The organism is Streptomyces katrae (assembly GCF_002028425.1).
In the GTDB taxonomy this organism is placed as follows: domain Bacteria; phylum Actinomycetota; class Actinomycetes; order Streptomycetales; family Streptomycetaceae; genus Streptomyces; species Streptomyces katrae_A.
This window is the reverse complement of the sequence record NZ_CP020042.1, coordinates 4,522,755-4,543,477: the sequence shown is the minus strand read 5'-3', so window position 1 is coordinate 4,543,477 and position 20,723 is coordinate 4,522,755. Positions and strand designations below refer to the sequence as shown.

The following is a 20,723-nucleotide window of genomic DNA, read 5'->3' as shown; positions in this document are numbered from 1 at the left end:
TTCAGCCCCTCAGTCCCATTCCAGGCCGCCGCGGCGCCAGACGTATGCGTAGGCGACGAAGACGGTGAGCACGAAGAGCAGCATCTCGACGAGCCCGAAGATCCCCAGGGAGTCGAAGGTGACGGCCCAGGGGTAGAGGAAGACGATCTCGATGTCGAAGACGATGAAGAGCATCGCCGTGAGGTAGTACTTGATGGGGAAGCGACCGCCACCGGAGGGCGTCGGGGTGGGCTCGATGCCGCACTCGTACGCCTCAAGCTTCGCCCGGTTGTACCGCTTTGGGCCGATCAGCGTGGCCATGACCACGGAGAAGATCGCAAACCCTGCGCCGATGGCGCCGAGCACGAGGATGGGTGCGTAGGCATTCACGCTCCTCGCTCCTTCCAGTCGTCCTTGACCGTTGGACCGCTGCGCCGGCGTTGGGGCCCTCCCAGCGGTGGCCGGGGGGAGCCGCCCCGGGAGACCGCGGCCGCTGGAGCGGGGGCGATCGCATGTGAGGCAGTTCACAAGCCGGACTGGTGCGCATCTTATGCCTGCCGGTCTGTGATCTGCGACACGGGTAACAACACCGAGTTTGTGATCTCCACCACCTGACGAACGATCATGAAGGCCGAAGAGTGGTGATCTTCATACGCAAGGCATCCACATGATCACCAAAGGTGACATCCGGCCTCGTCGCCGCAGGTGGAAGCGGCCTTGCATTATCAAAGAGTGGGCGCTACAGGCAAATTGGCGACAGGCCGACCGGGGTGATAAAGGAATCCGCCTCCCCCGCCCGGGGGGTCCGGCGGTACGGAAGTGGACGGCGGCGCCGCGCGGAGAAGCTGTGCATCCGTTCACGAACGTTCACGAGCCCCGCACCCGCGCCCCGCGCCGGGGGCTGGTACCCCGCCCCGGCGCCGCGAACCGCACGGCGAGTTCACGGTCGGATCACGGGCCGGCCACAGCGCCCTCACGGCGGCAGGTAACTGTGACCTGCGACACATGGATCATGACCCTCAAAAAGGAGGCTTGGCCATCTGTGCGACTGGATGGTAGGCGGTGGATCAATCCGGACTTATTGCTGAAACCCCATGATCACAGCCTTGCGAGGGGGTGTCCGATACGTCCGTTACGGCGTCAATAGGAGGCGCGGCGCGCCCGGTTGCCCGGCCTTTCCCGCAACTGTGGCGCAGACCACGTTTCTTGAAGGTGACCCTGGACCCCTGATAGCGGTTGTCCCATGTCCCACACCGCTCACATACCCAGCCACCGGAAGCCCCGCCGCAGCGCCTCGAAGCTCGCGGTCCGCGCCGGAGTTGCCGGTGGCGTCCTCAGCACCCTGGCCATGGCCGGCACCGCGAGCGCGTCCCCGTCTACCGAGCCCGTGGCCGAGACGACGCTGGAGATGCCGGTCCTCAGCCTGGACCTCGGCACCGAGGTGTCCAACGCCGTCAACACGGCCGCCGAGAACACCCGCGTCGCCGCCGTGGAGGCCGCCGTCACCGGCGAGCTGAACGCCCAGGAGGAGAGCGCCCGTACGGGTGCCGCCGCCGAGGCGAAGCAGGCGAAGGAAGACGCCCAGAAGGCCGCCGAGCAGAAGGCGAAGCAGGAGGCCGACCGCAAGGCCGAGGCCGAGCGCGCCAACCGCAGCTCCGGCCGCTCCTCCCTGACCAACGCCTCCGCCGCCGACGACGGCAGCGGCGCCACCGTCAAGGGACGCTCCTCCGCCACCGGTTCCGCCGCGGCCATCATCAACTTCGCCTACGCCCAGGTCGGCAAGGCCTACGTGATGGGCGCCACCGGCCCCTCCGCGTACGACTGCTCGGGCCTGGTCCAGGCCGCCTACCGCCAGGCCGGCATCTCCCTGGACCGCACCTCCCAGGACCAGTCCCTCGCCGGCACCTCGGTGTCGCTGAGCAACCTCCAGCCGGGCGACATCCTGTACTGGGGCCCCAAGGGCAGCGCCTACCACGTCGCCATCTACGTCGGCGGCGGCAAGTTCGTCGGCGCGCAGAACCCCAGCACGGGCATCGTCGAGCGCCCGCTGAGCTACGACATGCCGACCGGCGCCGTCCGCGTCCTCTGACCCACCCGGTCTCCGCGAGGTCCGGTACTCCCCCTCCCCCAGCCACCGCTGGGAGGTGCCCCCGGGGGGCGGAGTACCGGACCTCCGGCATGCCCGGAATCCCACCCGGCGGACGACCCGTGCGGAACCCGCCGAACCGCTGCGAAGATAGGCACCTGCCCGTGCGCCCGTAGCGATTCCTGGAGTTGGTGATCCCGTGAGCGGAACCTCGTGCGAGCAGCGCGGCGACGACGAGGCCACCGCCCTCCCCGCCGCCCTCGGGCTGGGCCTGCTGGCGGTCGGCGGCTGGCTGCTCACGACCGCCCGCCCCTGGCACAAGCCCGGCAGCCCGCTGACCCTGGGCCTGGGCTGGACCGTCTCCGGCGCCCTCCTCGTGGCCGGCCTGAGCCTCCTGACCCACTGCGTCCGCACCGTCCACCGGGCCCCGGAGGCGGCGCGGGAGCCCGCGGAGGACTGAGCCGGCCCCGCGGTGGACAGGAATGCTCGCGGCGGCCAAGCTCCGCGAGGTGGTCGCAGCCGACCGCAAGGCGTTCGGCCCCGTCTCCGCGGAAGCGCGGCGGCAGGCGGAACAGGAGTGGTGAGCAAGCGCCTCAAGGTCGCGGCCAAGAGTGAAGGCACGCTCGTCCTGGACGCTCAAGGGCTTTCACAGCACGTCGACGGCGATGAGGGCATGCGCGCACGCATCGAGGCCGCCCAGCAGACCGGCCGCCGAGTGGCGCTGTCCGCTCTGACGCCCCTGGAAGTGCGCCGGACGGGCGAGGCCGCCAAGCGGCTGCGGTTCCTGCTGTCCCGGTTCGACGTGAAGCCGGTCAACGACGCGGTGACAGAGGCCGCGAAGACTCTGCTGGACGTGTCCGGCCTCGACGGTCACGAATGCCTCGTGGACGCCCTCGTCGTCGCCACAGCAGCGCTGTGCGCCCCTCCGGTGCTGCTCGTCACCTCCGACCGGTCGCACATCCCGGCCCTGTGCAAGGCCGCGGAGGAGCTTCCCGGCTCGCCGAAGGTGAAGACCGTCAACGTCTGAGCGCGCGGGCGCCGCCGTACCCCGGCCGCCCGGCCGCATGCGCATGCCGGGCGGCCGTGGTCACACGGTCAGGCCTTCGGGGCGACCTTCGAGAGGCCGTTGATGATGCGGTCCATCGCGTCGCCGCCCGTCGGGTCCGTCAGGTTCGCCAGCATCTTCAGCGTGAAGCGCATCAGCACCGGGTGCGTCAGGCCGCGCTGCGCGGCGATCTTCATGACCGTCGGGTTGCCGATCAGCTTCACGAAGGCGCGGCCCAGCGTGTAGTAGCCGCCGTAGGTCTCCTTCAGCACCTTCGGGTAGCTGTGCAGCGCCAGCTCGCGCTGGGCCGGGGTGGCGCGGGCGTGGGCCTGGACGATGACCTCCGCCGCGATCTGGCCGGACTCCATCGCGTAGGCGATGCCCTCGCCGTTGAACGGGTTGACGAGGCCGCCCGCGTCGCCGACCAGCAGCAGGCCCTTGGTGTAGTGCGGCTGCCGGTTGAAGGCCATCGGCAGGGCCGCGCCGCGGATCGGCTGCGTCATGTTTTCGGGGGTGTAGCCCCAGTCCTCCGGCATGGACGCGCACCAGGCCTTGAGGACCTCGCGCCAGTCCAGCTCCTTGAAGGCGGAGGAGGAGTTGAGGATGCCGAGGCCGACGTTGGACGTGCCGTCGCCCATGCCGAAGATCCAGCCGTAGCCGGGCAGCAGCCGGTCCTGCGGACCGCGCCGGTCCCACAGCTCCAGCCAGGACTCCAGGTAGTCGTCGTCGTGCCGGGGCGAGGTGAAGTAGGTGCGCACCGCCACGCCCATCGGGCGGTCCTCGCGCCGGTGCAGGCCCATCGCCAGGGAGAGCCGGGAGGAGTTGCCGTCGGCGGCGACGACGAGCGGGGCGTGGAAGGTGACCGGGGTCTTCTCCTCGCCGAGCTTCGCGTGCACGCCGGTGATGTGCCCGGTGCGCGGGTCCCGGACGGGCTCGCCGACGTTGCAGCGTTCGTACAGGCGGGCGCCGGCCTTCTGCGCCTGGCGGGCCAGGGTCTCGTCGAAGTCGTCGCGCTTGCGGACGAGTCCGTAGTCCGGGTACGAGGCCAGTTCCGGCCAGTCCAGCTGGAGCCGCTGCCCGCCGCCGATGATGCGCAGGCCCTTGTTGCGCAGCCAGCCGGCCTCTTCGGAGATGTCGATGCCCATCGCCACCAGCTGCTTGGTGGCGCGCGGGGTCAGGCCGTCACCGCAGACCTTCTCGCGCGGGAACGCCGTCTTCTCCAGGAGCAGGACGTCGAGTCCCGCCTTCGCGAGGTAGTAGGCGGTCGTCGAGCCGGCGGGCCCGGCCCCGACGACGATCACGTCCGCGCGGTGTTCGGAGAGGGGCTCGGTGGGCTCGGTCACTGCGGGGTCTCCCGAAGGCTCGATAAAGGGTGCCCAACGGCACAGGACATGACGCAGTCTATGCAGCGAGAGTGATCGCGATCCGAAGGGCTGCCCCGATGACGACCTCGCCGACGACCCGGCCGCCACTGCCGGCGGTCCAGCTCCGCGTACCGATCGACGAGGACGCGCACGCCTGGCACCGCGTCTTCGACGACGCGGACGTGATGGAGTTCCTCGGGGGGCCCGCGGAACTGTCCGCGTACGAGGAGTTCACGGCCCGGCAGCGGATGCACGACGCGCAGCTCGGGTACTGCCTGTGGACCCTGCTGGACGAGGACGGCGAGGTCATCGGCTTCACGGGCGCGCAGCCGTGGCCTGCGGCGAAGGCGTGGGGGCCGGTGGGGCGGATCGAGATCGGGTGGCGGCTGGGGCGCTCCGCCTGGGGGAAGGGGTACGCGTACGCGGCCGCGCTGGCGACCGTGGAGCGGTTGCGGGGGCTGGGGGTGGAGGGGGTGTGCGCGGTGATCGACGCCGGCAACGTGCGTTCGGTGGCGGTCGCGGAGCGGCTCGGCATGACGCCGGGTGAGGAGTTCACGACCCCGTCCGGTCGACGGGCCGTCTGCCACGAGCTGGCGCTGGGCTGACGTCTGCCGGGGGCCGGGGGTGCCGCCGCGCGGAGCCGTCCCCCACCCACCCTTCCACCGTTCCCCGGGGCTCCGCCCCGGACCCCGGTACGTGCGCTGCGCGCCCGTGCGCTCAAGCTCCCCCGGCTACCGCTGGGAGGTGCCCCCTGCGCGGGCTGGAAGTGCCGCACAGCGGCACTGTCCAGCCCCCTCGGGTCAGAACACGCTCAGGCCCGTCAGCGTCGTGAAGCGGTCCAGGGCCGCCGCGCCGGCGACCGAGTTGCCCTGGGCGTCCAGGCCCGGGCTCCACACCGCGAGGGTGCACCGGCCGGGGACGACCGCGATGATGCCCCCGCCGACCCCGCTCTTGCCCGGCAGCCCGACCCGGTAGGCGAACTCCCCCGCCGCGTCGTACGTCCCGCAGGTCAGCATCACCGCGTTGATCTGCTTCGCCTCGCTGCGGGTCAGCAGCCGCGAGCCGTCCGCGCGCAGGCCGTGCCGGGCGAGGAAGCGCCCGGCCAGGGCCAGGTCCGCGCAGGTCATCGCGATCGAGCACTGCCAGAAGTAGTGGTCCAGCAGCGCCGGCACGGGGTTGTCGATGTTGCCGTACGAGGCCATGAAGTGCGCCACGGCCGCGTTCCGGTCGCCGTGTTCGTGCTCGGACGCGGCCACCTCCGCGTCGAAGCCGATGTCCGGGTTCCCGCTCTCCTGCCGCAGGAACTCCAGGAGTTCGCTGCTCGCGTCACCCGTCAGGGTCTGCAGCCGGTCGGTGACGACGAGCGCGCCCGCGTTGATGAAAGGATTCCGCGGGATGCCGTTCTCGTACTCCAGCTGCACCAGGGAGTTGAACGGGTTGCCGGACGGCTCCCGGCCCACCCGCTCCCACAGGCTGTCGCCGCCCTCCGCGAGGGCGAGGGCCAGGGCGAAGACCTTGGTGATCGACTGGGTGGAGAAGGGGACCCGCCAGTCCCCGGTGCCGAAGACGTTCCCGTCGAGGTCGGCGATCGCCATCCCGAACCGGCGGGGGTCGACCCCCGCCAGTGCCGGGATGTACTCGGCCGGGGTGCCGCTGCCGATCAGCGGGGCGACGTCCGCCGCGATCCGTTCGAGGATGTGCTGGTAGTCCACGGGTGCCACACGTACCGACGGGTGCTACCGGGCCTTGACGCCGCGGTGCAGGGCCACGATGCCGCCGCTCAGGTTGCGCCAGGCGACCTGGCCCCAGCCCGCCTTCTGCAGCAGCTCGGCCAGCCCGGGCTGGTCCGGCCACTCGCGGATGGACTCGGCGAGGTACACGTACGCGTCGGGGTTGGAGGACACCGCACGGGCCACCGGCGGCAGGGCGCGCATCAGGTACTCGGTGTAGACCGTGCGGAACGGCGCCCACGTCGGCTGCGAGAACTCGCTGATGACGACCTGCCCGCCGGGCTTGGTCACCCGGTACATCTCGCGCAGCGCGGCGTCCGTGTCCTGGACGTTGCGCAGCCCGAAGGAGATCGTCACGGTGTCGAAGACGTCGTCCGCGAAGGGCAGCCGGGTCGCGTCGCCCGCCGTCAGCGGGAGCCACGGGTTGCGCTTCTTGCCCTCGCGCAGCATGCCGAGGGAGAAGTCGCAGGGGACGACGTACGCGCCGGTCGCCGCGTACGGGAGGGACGAGGTCGCGGTGCCGGCGGCCAGGTCGAGCACCTTCTGGCCCGGGCGGGCGGCCACCGCCTTGGCGGCCTCCTTGCGCCACAGGCGCGCCTGCCCGAGGGAGAGGACGTCGTTGGTGAGGTCGTACTTCTCCGCGACGCCGTCGAACATGGAGGCGACTTCGTGCGGCTGCTTGTCCAGGGAAGCCCTTGTCACTGGCGGTGGCCCCTCGGTGCTCGGTGGGTGTGGCGGTGCGCCGGTCGGTCGGCGGGCCGGTCGGTCGGTCCGTGGGCCGGCCGGCTCGTAGCGCCCATCCTCTCAGGCCCGCCGCCGGGTCGGCGCGGTGGCCTCGCCCGTGAGCCCTACCGCCGCCGGTGCAGCAGCCGGCCGCCGATGACGGTGGCCACGCAGGTGGTCGCCCCGCGCTCCAGCAGTTCGGCCTCGTCCGCCACCGCGAACACCGCGAACCGGGCCGCCGCCCCGTCCTGGAGCACCCCGTGGAAGGCCTGCCCGGCACTCTCCCGCCCCGTGAGCGGGTCCAGCGCCGCCGCGCCCTCGTAGGGGGCGGGCGGGACCACGGCCAGGCCCGAGCGGACCACCGCCGTGCGCACCGCCGGGATCGCGAACCGTCCGGCCACCGCCACCACCCCGCGCGCCAGCAGCTTCTGCGTGCCGCGCCGGGCGCTGTTGCCCCAGCGGGACTCGGTCAGCTTCAGGGCCTCCAGCGCCTCGGCGCCGGTGATCGGGTCGGCGCCCAGCTCGGTGACCTCGTACGGGTCGTCGGGGTAGTACGTCCCCTCCAGCAGCACGTCCGCCCCGCGCGCCAGCAGCCCCGGGGTGAGCACCCCGGGCCAGCGCCGCACGCGGGCGTGCGGCGCGGCCGCGCCCAGGTCCTCGTACGGGCCCGTGCGGACGATGCGGTCGCCCTCCACCAGGACGGCGCCGGCCTCCAGCGGAGCGGCGCCCGGCCCGGTGACGAGGAGCTCGGCGGTGTGCAGCGTCAGCATCGGGGTCGGTCCGCGTCAGTTCGTGGAGATGAGCTTCAGCTCGGGGTGCGCGGTGCCCCCCTCGATGGCGGTCGAGGAGATGTGCGAGACCACGCGGTCGTCGACCGGGTCGTTCGCCGGGTCCTCGTGCACCACGAGGTGCTCGTACGTCGTCGCGCGCTGCGCCGGGACGCGGCCCGCCTTGCGGATCAGGTCGATGATCTCCTGGCGGTTCGAGCGGTGCTTGGCACCGGCGGAGGAGACGACGTTCTCCTCCAGCATGATCGAACCGAGGTCGTCGGCGCCGTAGTGGAGGGCCAGCTGGCCCGCCTCCTTGCCGACGGTCAGCCAGGAGCCCTGGATGTGCGCGACGTTGTCGAGGAAGAGGCGCGCGATCGCGATCATCCGCAGGTACTCGAAGACCGTCGCCTGGGTCCGGCCCTTGAGGTGGTTGTTCTCGGGCTGGTACGTGTACGGGATGAACGCGCGGAAGCCGCCGGTGCGGTCCTGCGTGTCACGGATCATCGCGATGTGCTCGATGCGCTCGGCGTTGGTCTCGCCGGTGCCCATCAGCATGGTGGAGGTGGACTCCACGCCCAGCTTGTGGGCGATCTCCATGATCTCCAGCCAGCGCTCGCCGGACTCCTTCAGCGGGGCGATGGCCTTGCGCGGCCGCTCCGGCAGGAGTTCGGCGCCGGCGCCCGCGAAGGAGTCGAGGCCGGCGGCGTGGATGCGCGTGATGGCCTCCTCGGCGGAGACGCCGGAGATGCGGGCCATGTGCTCGACCTCGGACGCGCCGAGGGAGTGGATGACCAGCTGCGGGAAGGCCTTCTTGATGGCGGAGAAGTGCTCCTCGTAGTACTCCACGCCGAAGTCCGGGTGGTGCCCGCCCTGGAACATCACCTGCGTGCCGCCGAGCTCGACGGTCTCCGCGCAGCGGCGCAGGATGTCGTCGAGGCCGCGGGTCCAGCCCTTCTTCGTGTCCTTCGGGGCCGCGTAGAAGGCGCAGAACTTGCAGGCCGTGACGCAGACGTTGGTGTAGTTGATGTTGCGCTCGATGATGTACGTCGCGATGTGCTCGGTACCCGCGTAGCGGCGGCGGCGCACCACGTCGGCCGCCTGGCCGAGCGCGTGGAGGGGGGCGTGCCGGTAGAGGTCGAGCGCCTCTTCCTTGGTGATCCGGCCCCCCGCTGCGGCGCGGTCGAGGACGGACTGGAGTGCGGCCAGGTCGGTCACCGGTGGGTCACCTTTCGGCGGTGTGTCAAGGGTTCCGGACCGATCCAGCCTACGCCAGGGCCCCCGACCGGCTCCGCCAGGGGGCGGGGGCCGGGTCAGGGGCTGCGGGTGAGGTCGCCCTCGGGGTTGCCGGCCGCCCGGTCGCCCGACTTGTAGTGGAGCGTGCCGCCGGGGTTGAGGGTGAACCGCTCGTCGGCGGAGCCGCCGGCGCAGACGCCCGGGGCCGGGTTGGGGCCGCCCGCGCTGTCCAGGACCAGGGAGCGGTCGGTGGCGGAGGAGAGCTTCCAGTCGCCGCTGCAGTCGGTGCCGAGGAGGGGCAGGACGGACTTGTCCCGGGCGACGACCTCGCCGACCTTGCCGGAGCGGATCGTGATCTCGAACTCGGTGGTGGCGCCGAGGTTGGTGGTGACGGTGCCCTTCCAGGTGCCGGTGAGCTCCTGGGGGACGTCGTCACGGGTGCCCTTGGGCGGGGCCGCGGAACCGGACGCGGACGGGGAGGAGGGCGACGAGGGGGCGGAGGCGGCCGCGTCCGGGGCCGGGCCGGCGGTCGGGGGCTTGCCCACCGCCGCGTCCCGGGCACCCTGGCCGGGCAGCAGCCCCATCCCGTACAGCCCGCCCGACAGGGCCGTCAGGACGGCGGCCGCGCCGAGCACGAGGGTGCAGCTGAAGCGGCGGCCGGCCGCGCTGAGGGTGACCCCGCGCCGCTCGCCGTCCGCAGCCGTCCGCGGCTGCGGCACCCGGCCGCCCCCGGCGGTCTCGGTGGGCGCCCCGTACACCCCGCCGCCCGCACCGGAACCGGGACCGGAACCGTACGGCCCGCCGCCGGGTCCGGTGCCCGAGCCGGAACCGTAGGGGCCGCCGCCGGAGCCGGAGCCGTAGGGCCCGCCGCCGGGACCGGTCCCGAACCCGGAACCGCCCGCGCCGGAGCCGTAGGGACCGGCGCCCCCGGCGTACCCGGACGGGTTCCCGTACGTGGGGTCCGGCGTCCCGAACCCGACCCCGACGGGCCCGCCGAAGGACCCCTCGGTGAACGGCACCGGCCCGGACCCGGAGACGGTCCCCGCACCGAACCCGGCCCCGGCCGCGCCGCCGGACCCGTACGCACCGCCGGACCCCGCCCAGGACCCGCCACCGCCGCCGGCCCCCGCACCCGGAGCCCCGGCCCCCGCGCCGCCCTCGGAGGCGTCCGCGTCCAGGTCCAGCAGGGCCACCGCCGCCCGGCTGGCCTCCTCCACCAGCGGGGCCGGGAGCCAGCCCGGAGCACCCAGGGCCCCGCCCAGCGCGGCCGCCAGGGCCTCGGGGGAGGGCCGCTCGGACGCCGCCTTGGCCAGGCAGGACGCGATCAGCTCGCGCAGCTCCCCGGCCGGGACCGCGTCGAGCTCCGGCGGCTCGTGCACCACCTTGTAGAGCAGCGTCGCGGAGTTGTCCCCGCTGAACGGGGGCCGGCCGGTCGCGGCGAAGGCCAGGACCGCGCCGAGGGAGAACACGTCCGAGGCACCCGTGACCCCCTTGCCGAGGATCTGCTCGGGGGACATGTAGCCCGGCGAACCGATGGACACGCCGGTGGAGGTCAGCGAGGCGGTGCCGTCCGTGGCCCGGGCGATCCCGAAGTCGATCAACCGGGGCCCGTCGAGGCTCAGCATCACGTTCGAGGGCTTCACGTCCCGGTGGACGAGGCCCAGCCCGTGCACCGCCACCAGGGCCCGGGCCAGCCCCGCGCCCACGGCCCGTACCGAGCCCTCCGGCAGCGGGCCGTGCCCGGCGACCGCCCGGTCCAGCGAGGGCCCCGCCACGTACCCGGTCGCCACCCACGGCACGGCCGCCTCGGGGTCGGCGTCCAGCACGGGCGCGGTCCACTCCCCGCCCACCCGCCGGGCGGCCTCCACCTCACGGCGGAAACGGGCGCGGAACTCCGCGTCGGACGCGAAGTGGGGGTGCACGACCTTCACGGCGACGGTCCGGCCGCCCGCGCTGCGCCCCAGGTAGACCCGTCCCATGCCGCCCGCGCCGAGCCGGCCGAGCAGCCGGTAGGCGCCGATCGTCCGCGGCTCACCGGCTTCGAGCGGATGCATCGAGTCCCCCTGTCCCCGGGTTCGGTGGTCACCCGGACAGCAGCACCTTAGGGGGTGGGGCGGGCCCGGGGGCGGCCCGATCCGCACGCGGAATGCGAACCGCCCGCCCGCACTTCGCCCGCCAATTCCTTCCGGGCGTTCTCCGTGCTCTTCCGGGGATCTTCCTGCGCTCTTCCGCCGGTCTTCCGCCGATCTTCCGGCGGCCTTCCCGGACGGCCGACGGAAATGCGAAAGGCGAACGAATTTCCGGCAAACGGAACATTACCCGCCGGGAAGTGGAAGATCCCCGGAAAGGTCCCCGGGGTATTGGCGATCAGCGTTCCGGCCCACCGGCCTTCAGCAACTCCACGGCCACATCCGTCGCGTAGCCGGTGTCCGCGCCCGTACGGCGCGCGAATTCCCGCACACCGGCGAGTTGTTCCGGACCGAAGCGGAAGTCGAGGGTGGTGAAGTAGCGCTGGAGCAGTCCGGCGTCGAAGGCCTCCCAGCGCGCGGCCTGCTCGGCGACCTTCACGACCTCCTCCAGGGAGAGGTCCCGGGAAGCAAGGAAGGCGTCGTGGACCTCCCGGACGATCTCGGGTTCGCGGGCCAGGTAGTCCTTGCGGGCGGCCCAGACGGCGAAGACGAACGGCAGCCCCGTCCACTCCTTCCACATCCGCCCCAGGTCGTGCACGGCCAGCCCCAGCCGGGGCGCGTCGTGCAGCGAGGCGCGCAGCGCGGCGTCGCCGATCAGCACCGCCGCCTCGGCCTCCTGCATCATCAGCCCCAGGTCAGGGGGGCAGGTGTAGTAGTCGGGCCGGACCCCGTACTGCTCGGCGAGCAGCAGCTGGGCCAGGCGCACGGAGGTGCGCGAGGTGGAGCCGAGGGCCACCCGGGCCCCGTCCAGCTGCTCCAGCGGGACCTGCGAGACGATCACGCAGGACATGACGTCGCCGTCGCAGCCGACGGCGATGTCCTGGAGGGCGACGAGCTTGTCGGCGTTGCGGAGGAACTCCACGAGGGTGATCGGGCCGACGTCCAGCTCGCCCTGGACGAGCCGCTCGCTCAGCTTCTCGGGGGTGTCCTTGGTCAGCTCCATGTCCAGCAGCGTGCCGGTGCGTGCGAGCCCCCAGTAGAGGGGCAGGCAGTTCAGGAACTGGATGTGGCCGACCCTGGGCCGGCTGCGATAGACGTCCACATCGCGAGACTAGCGGCGCTTCTCCGTCAGCGATCGAGCGGGTCTCAAACGTCCGGGTGACGTGATCTTTCCCTCTGGTCTCGGCCCGAGGGTGCGTGCTAGGCTCGACGCAAGTTGCAGTTTGGTTTCCCTTGCAGTACGAGGCCTGCGGAGCATGTAACCCGCAGGCTTTTGTAGTTTTCAGACTTCTTAGCAGGTTCTGGAGCAGGGCGACCCTTTGGCCCATAGGAGGGCTCATGGCTACCGGAACCGTGAAGTGGTTCAACGCTGAAAAGGGCTTCGGCTTCATCGCCCAGGACGGCGGCGGCCCGGATGTCTTCGTCCACTACTCCGCGATCAACGCCACCGGCTTCCGCTCCCTCGAGGAGAACCAGCAGGTGAACTTCGACGTCACGCAGGGCCCCAAGGGTCCCCAGGCGGAGAACGTCACCCCGGCCTAGTCGCCAGGCCGGTCGGATCGCGGCCGGATTATCGCAGTACCCAAGGAGCCCTGCCCTTCCCGTGCGAACGGAAGGGGCGGGGCTCCTGCCTTTTTCCTCCGGATCCAAGGCCCACAGCGGCCGTTCGGGGCCAGATTCTGGTTCCCCTGAGTGACTGCTCGTCACAGTGTGCGTACAACCGGCGGGCGGCGGGGATGTTCGGTCGCGCGACATCGAACTCGCACTCACGGAGGAATCGGATGACGAAGCTCGCTTGGGCCGCACGGGGTATTTCGGCAGTGTCGGGGGCGGTGCTCCTGGGCGCACTGATGGCGCCGTCGGCGGCCGCAGGGGGCATGGACCACGACCCGCAGCACAAGAAGAAGGCCTCCCATCCCGCCAAGGCGGTCAAGCCGGCCAAGCAGACGGGGACGGCCACGCCGGCCCGCTCCGACGACGACCGGGACGACGACCACCGCAGGAAGTGCTCCACCTCCCGCGACCTCTCCACCGCCGCGCCGGACTACACCAACTTCCCCCCCGGTCTGATCTTCCGCGTGGCGACCGACCGGCACGGGCACGCCTTCCTCAACGACAGCCGCAACCCCGGCGTGTGGATCAACCTGGGGATCCTCGCCAACGCGCCCAAGTGCGTCACGGACACCGCCGCCTCGGTGACCGAGGCCAACCCCGGCTCCCTCTACGTCACCCTGCAGGACCGGGAGGGCGAGCTGCACCAGGCCACGTGCACCACCTCCGACACGCCGTTCAGCGCCTCGAACCTGGTGGCCGCCTGCGGCACCGGCTTCACGGCCGTCCAGGACACCCCCGTATAGGGGCCCCGGCACCCCGTACACGCACGGCACGGCCGGTCGCGCGCTGCGCGGCCGGCCGTGCCGTGTCGTGCCGTGTCCTGGGTCCGTACGGGCCCGGTCAGGTCTTGGGCTCCGCCTTCGGGGCGGTGACCGTGAGGTCCAGGACGAGTTCCGCCCCGTCCGCCGTGGTCAGCCGCAGGTGGTACGTGCCCGCGGGCGCGTCCGTGGTCAGCAGGTCCGGCAGGGAGACCTTCCCGTCGGCCCCCGTCTTGGGCAGCTCCAGGGTGAACAGCTTCTGGCCGTCCGCGGCGCCCTTGAAGAACGGGCCCGTCGCCGACTTCGGGTCGACCGGTACCCAGGCCCCGGGCTTGCCCGTGACCAGCGTGGCGGTGACCTGCACCCCGGCCTCCGGCTTGCCCTCGCGGGCGGCCAGGAACTGCAGGCCCTTGACCGGGGTGCCGGCCGCGACCTCGACCGCCCCGCCGGCGTCCGCACGGGTCAGCGCGAGCGGCTTCTCGGCCGGCTTCTCGGTGACCTTGCCGTCCAGCGCCACGGTGAACTGGAGCTTGTCGTAGGCGCTGGTGCGCAGGGTGAACGTGCCCGCCTTCGGGCCGGCCTTCAGGCGCGGGGCGGTGGCGATGCCCTGGGCGTCGGTACGGACGACCACGCTCGCCTCGTCGCCGAAGACGAAGCCCGTGCCGCCGGTGGTGTCCTTCTCGACCGCGAAGAGCACGACCTGGCCGACGGCGGGCTTGCCGTCGCTGAGGACCGCCTTGAAGCGGACGCCGTCCGCGAACGTGCTGCCTGCCTCCGCCTCCAGCCTGGCGTCGCCGACCTGCTCCAGCTTGGCCAGGGTCGCCGGCGCCGGGGTCGGCGTGGACGGGTCGGGCTTCGGGGTGGGCTTCGGGTCGGGGGTCGGCTTCGGGTCCGGCTTGGGCGTCGGCGTCGGCTTCGTCGCCGGCGGGTTGGGGGCCGGGACGTGCGGCGGGGTGGGGACGGTCGGCGTCGGCGGGGTCGGGTAGGTGCCGACGGGCGGGTTCGGGATCCCGGCGGTGCCGTCCTGCTGGTACTGGCGCATGTAGCCGAGCACGCTGTTCACGTACTCGCGCGAGTTGTTGTAGCTGAGGATCGCCCTGTCGAGGTCGGCCGGGAGGGAGAGGTCCTTGCCGCCCGAGCAGAGGTAGAGGCCCGCTCCCAGCGCCGCGTCGTAGATGTTGTTGGCGTCGCGCTTGCCGTCCCCGTTGCCGTCGGCCTTCCAGGTGGCCCAGGTGGAGGGGATGAACTGGAGGGGGCCGAAGGCGCGGTCGTACTCGGTGTCGCCGTCGAACTCGCCCTTGTCGGTGTCGAGGATCTTCTCGTAGCCGTTGCCGTCCAGGCGGGGCCCGCGGATCGGCCGCTCGGTGGTGCCGTCGTCCTTGAGCCCGTAGCCGGAGGCGTGCACGGACTCGACCCGGCCTATGCCCGCGACCAGCTGCCAGGGCAGCTTGCACTTGGGGAGGGCGGCGGCGACGGCGACTTCGGCGCGCTTGTAGGCGTCGAGGGCGGTCGCGGGGATGCCGGCGGCGCCCTCGGTGGCCGCTCCGCCCGCGGCGGGCGGGACGACCGGGTCGGCGAGCTGGCCCGGGAGGTCGAGGCGGGCGTCGCCCCGCTCGGCGGCCTGCGGGCTGTCCGGGGTGGGTTCGGCCTCGCCCGCGCCGGCGACCGGGGTGTTGGTCACGACGGCGGCGGTGGTGAGGCTGGCCGCGAGGGCGGCCGTGCACAACACCTTCCGCGAGGTGTTGACTACGTGACGGTGAAGCGGCTTCACGGTGCGGCGATCCCCCCAAGGCGGCCGGCGAAGTCAGGTGCACGGCCGGTCGGGCCGTGATTCTTCTGTCTATCAGGTATTCGGATACGACTCGCCGTCGCCCCCGTAGATATGACACACCATTCGTCTCGGCTTCACCCCCCTGTGGCCCAGGACGTCCAGCCCGCCTCCTGCGGCCCTCCGGCCCGGTGCGAACGGGACTTCCGGCCCTGTCCGTAACGTCCCAAAGGCCCATCCTGGCAGGGCTTGTTGGAATTTACCCTGGTCTCATGGCGAGTGGTGGCAAGAAGGACCAGCGGCGCGAGGCCCGCGAACGGCTCGTGGCGGAACGGGAGGCGCAGGCGCGGCGCGCGCGGCTGCGCGGGCGGCTGCTCGTCGGCGGTGCGCTGGCCGCCGTCCTCGCGATCGCGGCCGGGGTGGGCGTCTACGCGTCGCGGTCCGCCGGTCCGGGGGAGAGCGAGGCCGGCGGCAGGCCGTTCGTGCGGCCCGCGCACACGGCCGGCGAGGACGGGGTGGTCGTCCCGTACGGCAAGGAGGGCGCGAAGGACCTCGTGTCGGTCTGGCTGGACCCGCGCTGCCCGTTCTGCGCGGGCGTGGAGACGGGCCTCGGGCCGGCCTTCAAGGAGCGGGCGGACGCCGGGGACTACCGCGTCGAGTACCACTTCGCCACCTTCCTGGACGGGGCGCTCGGCGGCAAGGGCTCCAAGCGCGCGCTGAACGCGCTGGGCGCGGCGGTCAACGAGGGCCCGGAGAAGTTCATGGACTACCTCCAGGTGCTCTACGCGAACCATCCGCAGAAGGAGTCGGACGACAAGTTCGGCTCGACGGCCACCCTGCTGGACCTCGCCGACCGGGTGCCGGGGCTGCGCAATCCGGGCTTCGACAAGGCGGTCGAGGAGCTGACGTACATGCCGTGGGTGGACCGGGTCTCGCAGGCCTTCCACGGCAGCGGGAAGAAGGGCACGCCGGTGGTGGAGGCCAACGGCAAGGAGGTGAACGTGCTGACGGGCAAGGGCCTGGAGACGATCACCCCGGAGGCCTTCGGGCGGCTGGTGGCGGCGAACCCGAAGCAGTGACCCGCCGGGGGCGAGGGGTGGCCGGGGGCGCTCCGACTCCTGGTAGTTTCAGGCCAGAAGAGAGAACTGGCGTGCGAGGCCTCCTCCTTCCGTGAAGGCATCCGGAAGGAGGTACGGGCCGTGGCCAGGCCGTGCACCGCCCTGCCCGTCGGCCGCCGCCGCTCTCCTGCCCGCGCCGCCGACCCCGAAGGCCTGCCATGACCACCGAGCCGCACCAGCCCGCGCCGAACCCCTACTCCGGCGCCCCGGTCCCGCCGAACCCGTACGCGGACGCCGCCGCCCAGCAGCCGAACCCATACGCCCAACAGCCCGCCGGCCAGCCGCCCATGGGCCAGCCCGGCCAGCCGCCCGTGGGCCAGCCGCCGCACCCGGGCGCCGGCTACCCGCCGCCGCCCGGCCCCGGCCTCCCCGCCCAGCAGGGCGGCCCGGGCGCCATGCCGTACGACCCCGCGTACGCGCCCCCGTACGGCCACGCGCCCGCGCCCGGCTGCCGCAACTGCGGGGCCCCGCAGGCCGCGCTCTTCTCGGTCCGGGCCCATGTCGGCGTGCTGGTCCTGATGCGCTTCCACACCCTCAACGGCCCGTTCTGCCGCCCGTGCGGCCGGTCGCTGGTGCGCACCCTGACCACCAAGACCCTCTGCCAGGGCTGGTGGAGCCCCCTATCCCTGGTGATCTTCACGCCGTTCACGCTGATCTGGAACCTGCTCGCCGCGATCAAGTTCGGCAAGCTCCCGGACCCCACCCCGGCGCCGGGCCGCCAGCCCCTGGAGGAAGGCCCGCCGGTGTACGCCCGGCCGCTCGCCTACGTGGCGATCGTCCCGCTGCTGTGGTTCACCTGGGTCATCGCCAACATCTACCTGGACGTCAGCGGGAGGCGCTGACCGGCTCGCACCCGCCCGCGCCCGCCCAGGCCCCCGCACCCCTTCCCACCGCAGCCCCGCACCCCTACCCTGACGCACCGTCAGAAACCTTGGGGATCGTCGTCCGCTCAACGGGCCGAGTCACACGGGAGCGCTTCATGCTGCTGCGAGGGAAGACCGTCGTCGTCTCCGGTGTGGGGGCCGGGCTCGGCCACCAGGTGGCCGCCGCCGTGGTCCGTGACGGCGGCAACGCCGTCCTCGGAGCGCGCACCGAGGCCAACCTGGCCAAGTCCGCCGCCGAGATCGACCCCGACGGCACCCACACCGCGTACCTGACCACCGACATCACCGACGAGCGGCAGTGCGCGGCCCTCGCCTCCCTCGCCGCCGAACGCTTCGGCCGGATCGACGCCGTCGTGCACGTCGCCGCCTGGGACTCCTACTTCGGCGGCCTGGAGGACGCCGACTTCGGGACCTGGCAGCAGATCCTCGACGTCAACCTCCTCGGCACGCTGCGCATGACCCGGGCCTGCCTGCCCGCCCTCAAGGCCGGGGGCGGCGGCTCCGTCGTCCTCATCGGCACCCAGTCCGCCGTCGCGGCCCCCAGCGAGGTCCGCCAGGCCGCCTACGCCGCCTCCAAGGGCGCGCTGACCTCCGCCATGTACTCCCTGGCCCGCGAGCTCGGCCCGCACCGCATCCGCGTCAACACCGTGCTGCCCGGCTGGATGTGGGGGCCGCCCGTCCAGGCCTTCGTGACCTTCACCGCCCACACCGAGAACGTCCCCGAGGCCGAGGTGCACGCCCGCCTCACCAGCCGGATGGCGCTGCCCGACCTCGCCACCGACGGGGACGTCGCGGACGCCGCCGTGTTCCTCGCCTCCGACCGGGCAAGGGCGATAACCGGCCAGTCCCTGCTGGTCAACGCCGGTGAGCTGATGCGATGACCCCCTCCGGTCCCCGAACCGCTGATCGTATGCTCGCCGTATGACCACTCCGAGTGACGCCCCGACCGACAACGCGATGCGCCGCGCGCTCCGGCGGGCCCGTGACGGCGTCGCGCTCGACGCGACCGAGGCGGCCGTCCTGCTCCAGGCCCGGGGCGAGGCCCTGGACGACCTCGCCGCCTCGGCCGCCCGGGTCCGCGACGCGGGCCTGGCGGCCGCCGGCCGCGCGGGCGTGATCACGTACTCGAAGAGCGTGTTCATCCCCCTCACCCGCCTGTGCCGCGACAAGTGCCACTACTGCACCTTCGCCACCGTCCCCGGCAAGCTGCGCCGCGCGGGACACGGGATGTTCATGTCCCCGGACGAGGTCCTCGACATCGCACGCCGGGGCGCCGCCCTCGGCTGCAAGGAAGCCCTCATCACCCTCGGCGACAAGCCCGAGGACCGCTGGCCCGAGGCCCGCGAGTGGCTGGAGGCGGAGGGCTACGACGACACGATCTCCTACGTCCGCGCCATCTCCGTACGTATCCTGGAGGAGACGGGGCTGCTGCCCCACCTCAACCCCGGGGTCATGTCCTGGGCGGACTTCCAGCGCCTCAAGCCCGTCGCCCCGTCCATGGGGATGATGCTGGAGACCACCGCCACCCGGCTGTGGTCCGAGCCCGGCGGCCCCCACCACGGCTCCCCCGACAAGGAGCCGGCCGTCCGCCTGCGCGTCCTGGAGGACGCCGGCCGCTCCTCCGTACCCTTCACCTCCGGGCTGCTCATCGGCATCGGGGAGACGTACCAGGAGCGGGCGGAGTCCCTGTTCGCGCTGCGCCGGATCTCCCGGGCCTACCACGGCATCCAGGAGCTGATCATCCAGAACTTCCGCGCCAAGCCGGACACGGCGATGCGCGGGATGCCGGACGCCGAACTGGACGACCTGGTCGCCACGATCGCCGTGGCCCGGCACATCATGGGCCCCTCCGCCTGCCTCCAGGCCCCGCCCAACCTGGTCGACGGCGAGTACGCCCGCCTGATCGGCGCGGGCATCGACGACTGGGGCGGGGTCTCCCCGCTCACCCCGGACCACGTCAACCCCGAGCGGCCCTGGCCCCAGATCGACCTGCTGGCCGAGCGGTCGGCGGCGGCCGGGTTCGAGCTGCGCGAACGACTCTGCGTGTACCCGGAGTTCGTCCGCCGGGGCGAGCCCTGGCTGGACCCCCGGCTGCTGCCCCACGTGCGGGCGCTGGCCGACCCGCAGACCGGCCTGGCCCGCCCGGACGCCGTCGTGGAGGGGCACCCCTGGCAGGAGCCCGAGGAGGCCTTCACCGCCAGCGGGCGCACCGACCTGCACACCGCCGTCGACACCGAGGGCCGCACCGGCGACCGCCGCGAGGACTTCGACGAGGTATACGGCGACTGGGAGGCCCTGCGCGAGGCGGCCGCGCCCGGCATGGTCCCCGAGCGGATCGACACCGACGTGCGGGCCGCCCTCGCGCAGGCCGCCGACGATCCGGAGCGGCTCACCGACGACCAGGCCCTGGCCCTGCTGCACGCGGACGGCCCCGCGCTGGACGCGCTGTGCCGGATCGCGGACGACCTGCGCCGGTCGGTGGTGGGCGACGACGTCACCTACATCGTCACGCGGAACATCAACTTCACCAACGTCTGCTACACCGGCTGCCGGTTCTGCGCCTTCGCGCAGCGCCGCACCGACGCCGACGCCTACACCCTCTCCCTGGAGCAGGTCGCCGACCGGGCCGCGCAGGCCTGGGAGGTGGGCGCCGTCGAGGTGTGCATGCAGGGCGGCATCCACCCGGACCTGCCGGGGACGGCGTACTTCGACATCGCGCGGGCGGTGAAGCAGCGGGTGCCGGGCATGCACGTGCACGCCTTCTCCCCGATGGAGGTCGTCAACGGCGCCACCCGCACCGGGATGTCCGTACGGGACTGGCTGACGGCCGCCAAGGAGGCGGGGCTGGACTCGATCCCGGGCACGGCGGCGGAGATCCTGGACGACGAGGTCCGCTGGGTACTCACCAAGGGCAAGCTGCCGACGGCGGACTGGACCGAGGTCATCACCACGGCGCACGCGCTGGGCATCCGCTCCTCGTCCACGATGATGTACGGGCACGTGGACCAGCCCCGGCACTGGCTCGGCCACTTCCGCACCCTGGCCCGCATCCAGGAGACGGCGCTGGCCAACGGTGCGGAGGGCTTCACGGAGTTCGTGACCCTCCCCTTCATCCACACCAACGCCCCCGTCTACCTGGCGGGCATCGCCCGGCCGGGCCCGACGGTCCGCGACAACCGGGCGGTGACGGCCATGGCCCGGCTGCTGCTGCACCCGCACATCCCGAACATCCAGACGAGCTGGGTGAAGCTGGGCACGGAGGGCGCGGCGGAAATGCTCCGCTCGGGGGCGAACGACCTGGGCGGGACGCTGATGGAGGAGACCATCTCCCGGATGGCGGGCTCCTCGTACGGCTCGTACAAGTCGGTCCGGGACCTGGTCGCGGTCGCGGAGGCGGCGGGCCGGCCCGCGCGGCCCCGGACGACCCTGTACGGGGAGGTGCCGCAGGAGCGCCAGGACGCGGCCCGGGCCTCGGACGGGCACCTGCCGGAGCTGCTGCCGGTCCTGGACTGAGCGCCGTTG

The 20,723-nt window shown here is 72.6% G+C and carries 19 protein-coding genes; 10 read left to right on the top strand and 9 right to left on the bottom strand.

The genetic code is table 11. From position 1 onward, the window contains the following. Positions 1 to 9 precede the first annotated feature (9 nt). Complete coding sequence (locus tag B4U46_RS20785; RefSeq protein ID WP_079429233.1) at positions 10 to 369, bottom strand: NADH-quinone oxidoreductase subunit A; 360 nt, start codon at positions 367 to 369, stop codon at positions 10 to 12. Positions 370 to 1,222: 853 nt separating this feature from the next. On the opposite strand from B4U46_RS20785, the gene B4U46_RS20780 reads away from it, so the two are divergent. The 3 genes from B4U46_RS20780 (at position 1,223) to B4U46_RS20770 (ending at position 3,092) form a co-directional block, all read left to right on the top strand. Continuing rightward, complete coding sequence (locus tag B4U46_RS20780) at positions 1,223 to 2,068, top strand: C40 family peptidase (RefSeq protein WP_079429232.1); 846 nt, start codon at positions 1,223 to 1,225, stop codon at positions 2,066 to 2,068. Between the two features lie 196 nt (positions 2,069 to 2,264). Further along, the gene (locus tag B4U46_RS20775) at positions 2,265 to 2,525 is read left to right on the top strand and encodes a hypothetical protein (RefSeq protein WP_079429231.1); all 261 of its coding nucleotides are present in this window, start codon (positions 2,265 to 2,267) and stop codon (positions 2,523 to 2,525) included. A 120-nt stretch (positions 2,526 to 2,645) separates the two neighbouring features. Then, positions 2,646 to 3,092 carry a hypothetical protein gene (locus B4U46_RS20770; RefSeq protein ID WP_079431894.1) on the top strand — a complete coding sequence of 149 codons (447 nt, stop codon included), beginning with the start codon at positions 2,646 to 2,648 and terminating at the stop codon, positions 3,090 to 3,092. A gap of 68 nt (positions 3,093 to 3,160) precedes the next feature. Here the strand turns inward: B4U46_RS20770 and B4U46_RS20765 are convergent, their stop codons facing one another. Beyond that, positions 3,161 to 4,453, bottom strand: coding sequence for a geranylgeranyl reductase family protein (locus B4U46_RS20765; RefSeq protein ID WP_045946772.1), 1,293 nt, complete (start codon positions 4,451 to 4,453; stop codon positions 3,161 to 3,163). 98 nt (positions 4,454 to 4,551) lie between these two features. On the opposite strand from B4U46_RS20765, the gene B4U46_RS20760 reads away from it, so the two are divergent. After that, positions 4,552 to 5,079, top strand: a complete 528-nt coding sequence (locus B4U46_RS20760) for a GNAT family N-acetyltransferase (protein WP_079429230.1) — start codon at positions 4,552 to 4,554, stop codon at positions 5,077 to 5,079. A gap of 195 nt (positions 5,080 to 5,274) precedes the next feature. Here the strand turns inward: B4U46_RS20760 and B4U46_RS20755 are convergent, their stop codons facing one another. From B4U46_RS20755 to B4U46_RS20730, 6 genes are all read right to left on the bottom strand, one after another. Next, on the bottom strand, positions 5,275 to 6,186 hold the full coding sequence (locus tag B4U46_RS20755; RefSeq protein WP_079429229.1) for a glutaminase: 912 nt from the start codon (positions 6,184 to 6,186) through the stop codon (positions 5,275 to 5,277). Positions 6,187 to 6,210: 24 nt separating this feature from the next. Then, positions 6,211 to 6,906: a demethylmenaquinone methyltransferase gene (locus B4U46_RS20750; protein WP_079429228.1), complete on the bottom strand. Its 696-nt coding sequence runs from the start codon at positions 6,904 to 6,906 to the stop codon at positions 6,211 to 6,213. Between the two features lie 146 nt (positions 6,907 to 7,052). After that, positions 7,053 to 7,697 carry an imidazolonepropionase-like domain-containing protein gene (locus tag B4U46_RS20745; RefSeq protein ID WP_079429227.1) on the bottom strand — a complete coding sequence of 215 codons (645 nt, stop codon included), beginning with the start codon at positions 7,695 to 7,697 and terminating at the stop codon, positions 7,053 to 7,055. Between the two features lie 15 nt (positions 7,698 to 7,712). Then, a complete protein-coding gene (mqnC, locus tag B4U46_RS20740; protein WP_079429226.1) occupies positions 7,713 to 8,912 on the bottom strand; it encodes a cyclic dehypoxanthinyl futalosine synthase in 1,200 nt (399 codons plus the stop codon). A gap of 95 nt (positions 8,913 to 9,007) precedes the next feature. Then, complete coding sequence (locus B4U46_RS40075; protein ID WP_079429225.1) at positions 9,008 to 10,984, bottom strand: serine/threonine-protein kinase; 1,977 nt, start codon at positions 10,982 to 10,984, stop codon at positions 9,008 to 9,010. Positions 10,985 to 11,297: 313 nt separating this feature from the next. Beyond that, on the bottom strand, positions 11,298 to 12,161 hold the full coding sequence (locus tag B4U46_RS20730) for a menaquinone biosynthetic enzyme MqnA/MqnD family protein (RefSeq protein ID WP_079429224.1): 864 nt from the start codon (positions 12,159 to 12,161) through the stop codon (positions 11,298 to 11,300). 236 nt (positions 12,162 to 12,397) lie between these two features. On the opposite strand from B4U46_RS20730, the gene B4U46_RS20725 reads away from it, so the two are divergent. Next, on the top strand, positions 12,398 to 12,601 hold the full coding sequence (locus B4U46_RS20725) for a cold-shock protein (RefSeq protein ID WP_027749613.1): 204 nt from the start codon (positions 12,398 to 12,400) through the stop codon (positions 12,599 to 12,601). 239 nt (positions 12,602 to 12,840) lie between these two features. Next, a complete protein-coding gene (locus B4U46_RS20720) occupies positions 12,841 to 13,416 on the top strand; it encodes a hypothetical protein (RefSeq protein ID WP_123995465.1) in 576 nt (191 codons plus the stop codon). A gap of 97 nt (positions 13,417 to 13,513) precedes the next feature. Here B4U46_RS20720 and B4U46_RS20715 read toward each other — a convergent pair whose 3' ends face one another. After that, the gene (locus tag B4U46_RS20715) at positions 13,514 to 15,202 is read right to left on the bottom strand and encodes a lytic transglycosylase domain-containing protein (RefSeq protein WP_237293029.1); all 1,689 of its coding nucleotides are present in this window, start codon (positions 15,200 to 15,202) and stop codon (positions 13,514 to 13,516) included. Positions 15,203 to 15,471: 269 nt separating this feature from the next. Here B4U46_RS20715 and B4U46_RS20710 point away from each other — a divergent pair, with 269 nt between their 5' ends. From B4U46_RS20710 to B4U46_RS20695, 4 genes are all read left to right on the top strand, one after another. Further along, on the top strand, positions 15,472 to 16,278 hold the full coding sequence (locus B4U46_RS20710) for a thioredoxin domain-containing protein (RefSeq protein WP_079429222.1): 807 nt from the start codon (positions 15,472 to 15,474) through the stop codon (positions 16,276 to 16,278). 197 nt (positions 16,279 to 16,475) lie between these two features. Next, positions 16,476 to 17,159: a hypothetical protein gene (locus B4U46_RS20705; RefSeq protein ID WP_208949862.1), complete on the top strand. Its 684-nt coding sequence runs from the start codon at positions 16,476 to 16,478 to the stop codon at positions 17,157 to 17,159. 137 nt (positions 17,160 to 17,296) lie between these two features. Next, positions 17,297 to 18,082: an SDR family oxidoreductase gene (locus B4U46_RS20700; RefSeq protein ID WP_079429221.1), complete on the top strand. Its 786-nt coding sequence runs from the start codon at positions 17,297 to 17,299 to the stop codon at positions 18,080 to 18,082. A gap of 40 nt (positions 18,083 to 18,122) precedes the next feature. Next, positions 18,123 to 20,714 (top strand): bifunctional FO biosynthesis protein CofGH, encoded by a 2,592-nt coding sequence (locus B4U46_RS20695; RefSeq protein WP_079429220.1) that lies wholly within the window; start codon positions 18,123 to 18,125, stop codon positions 20,712 to 20,714. Positions 20,715 to 20,723 lie beyond the last annotated feature (9 nt).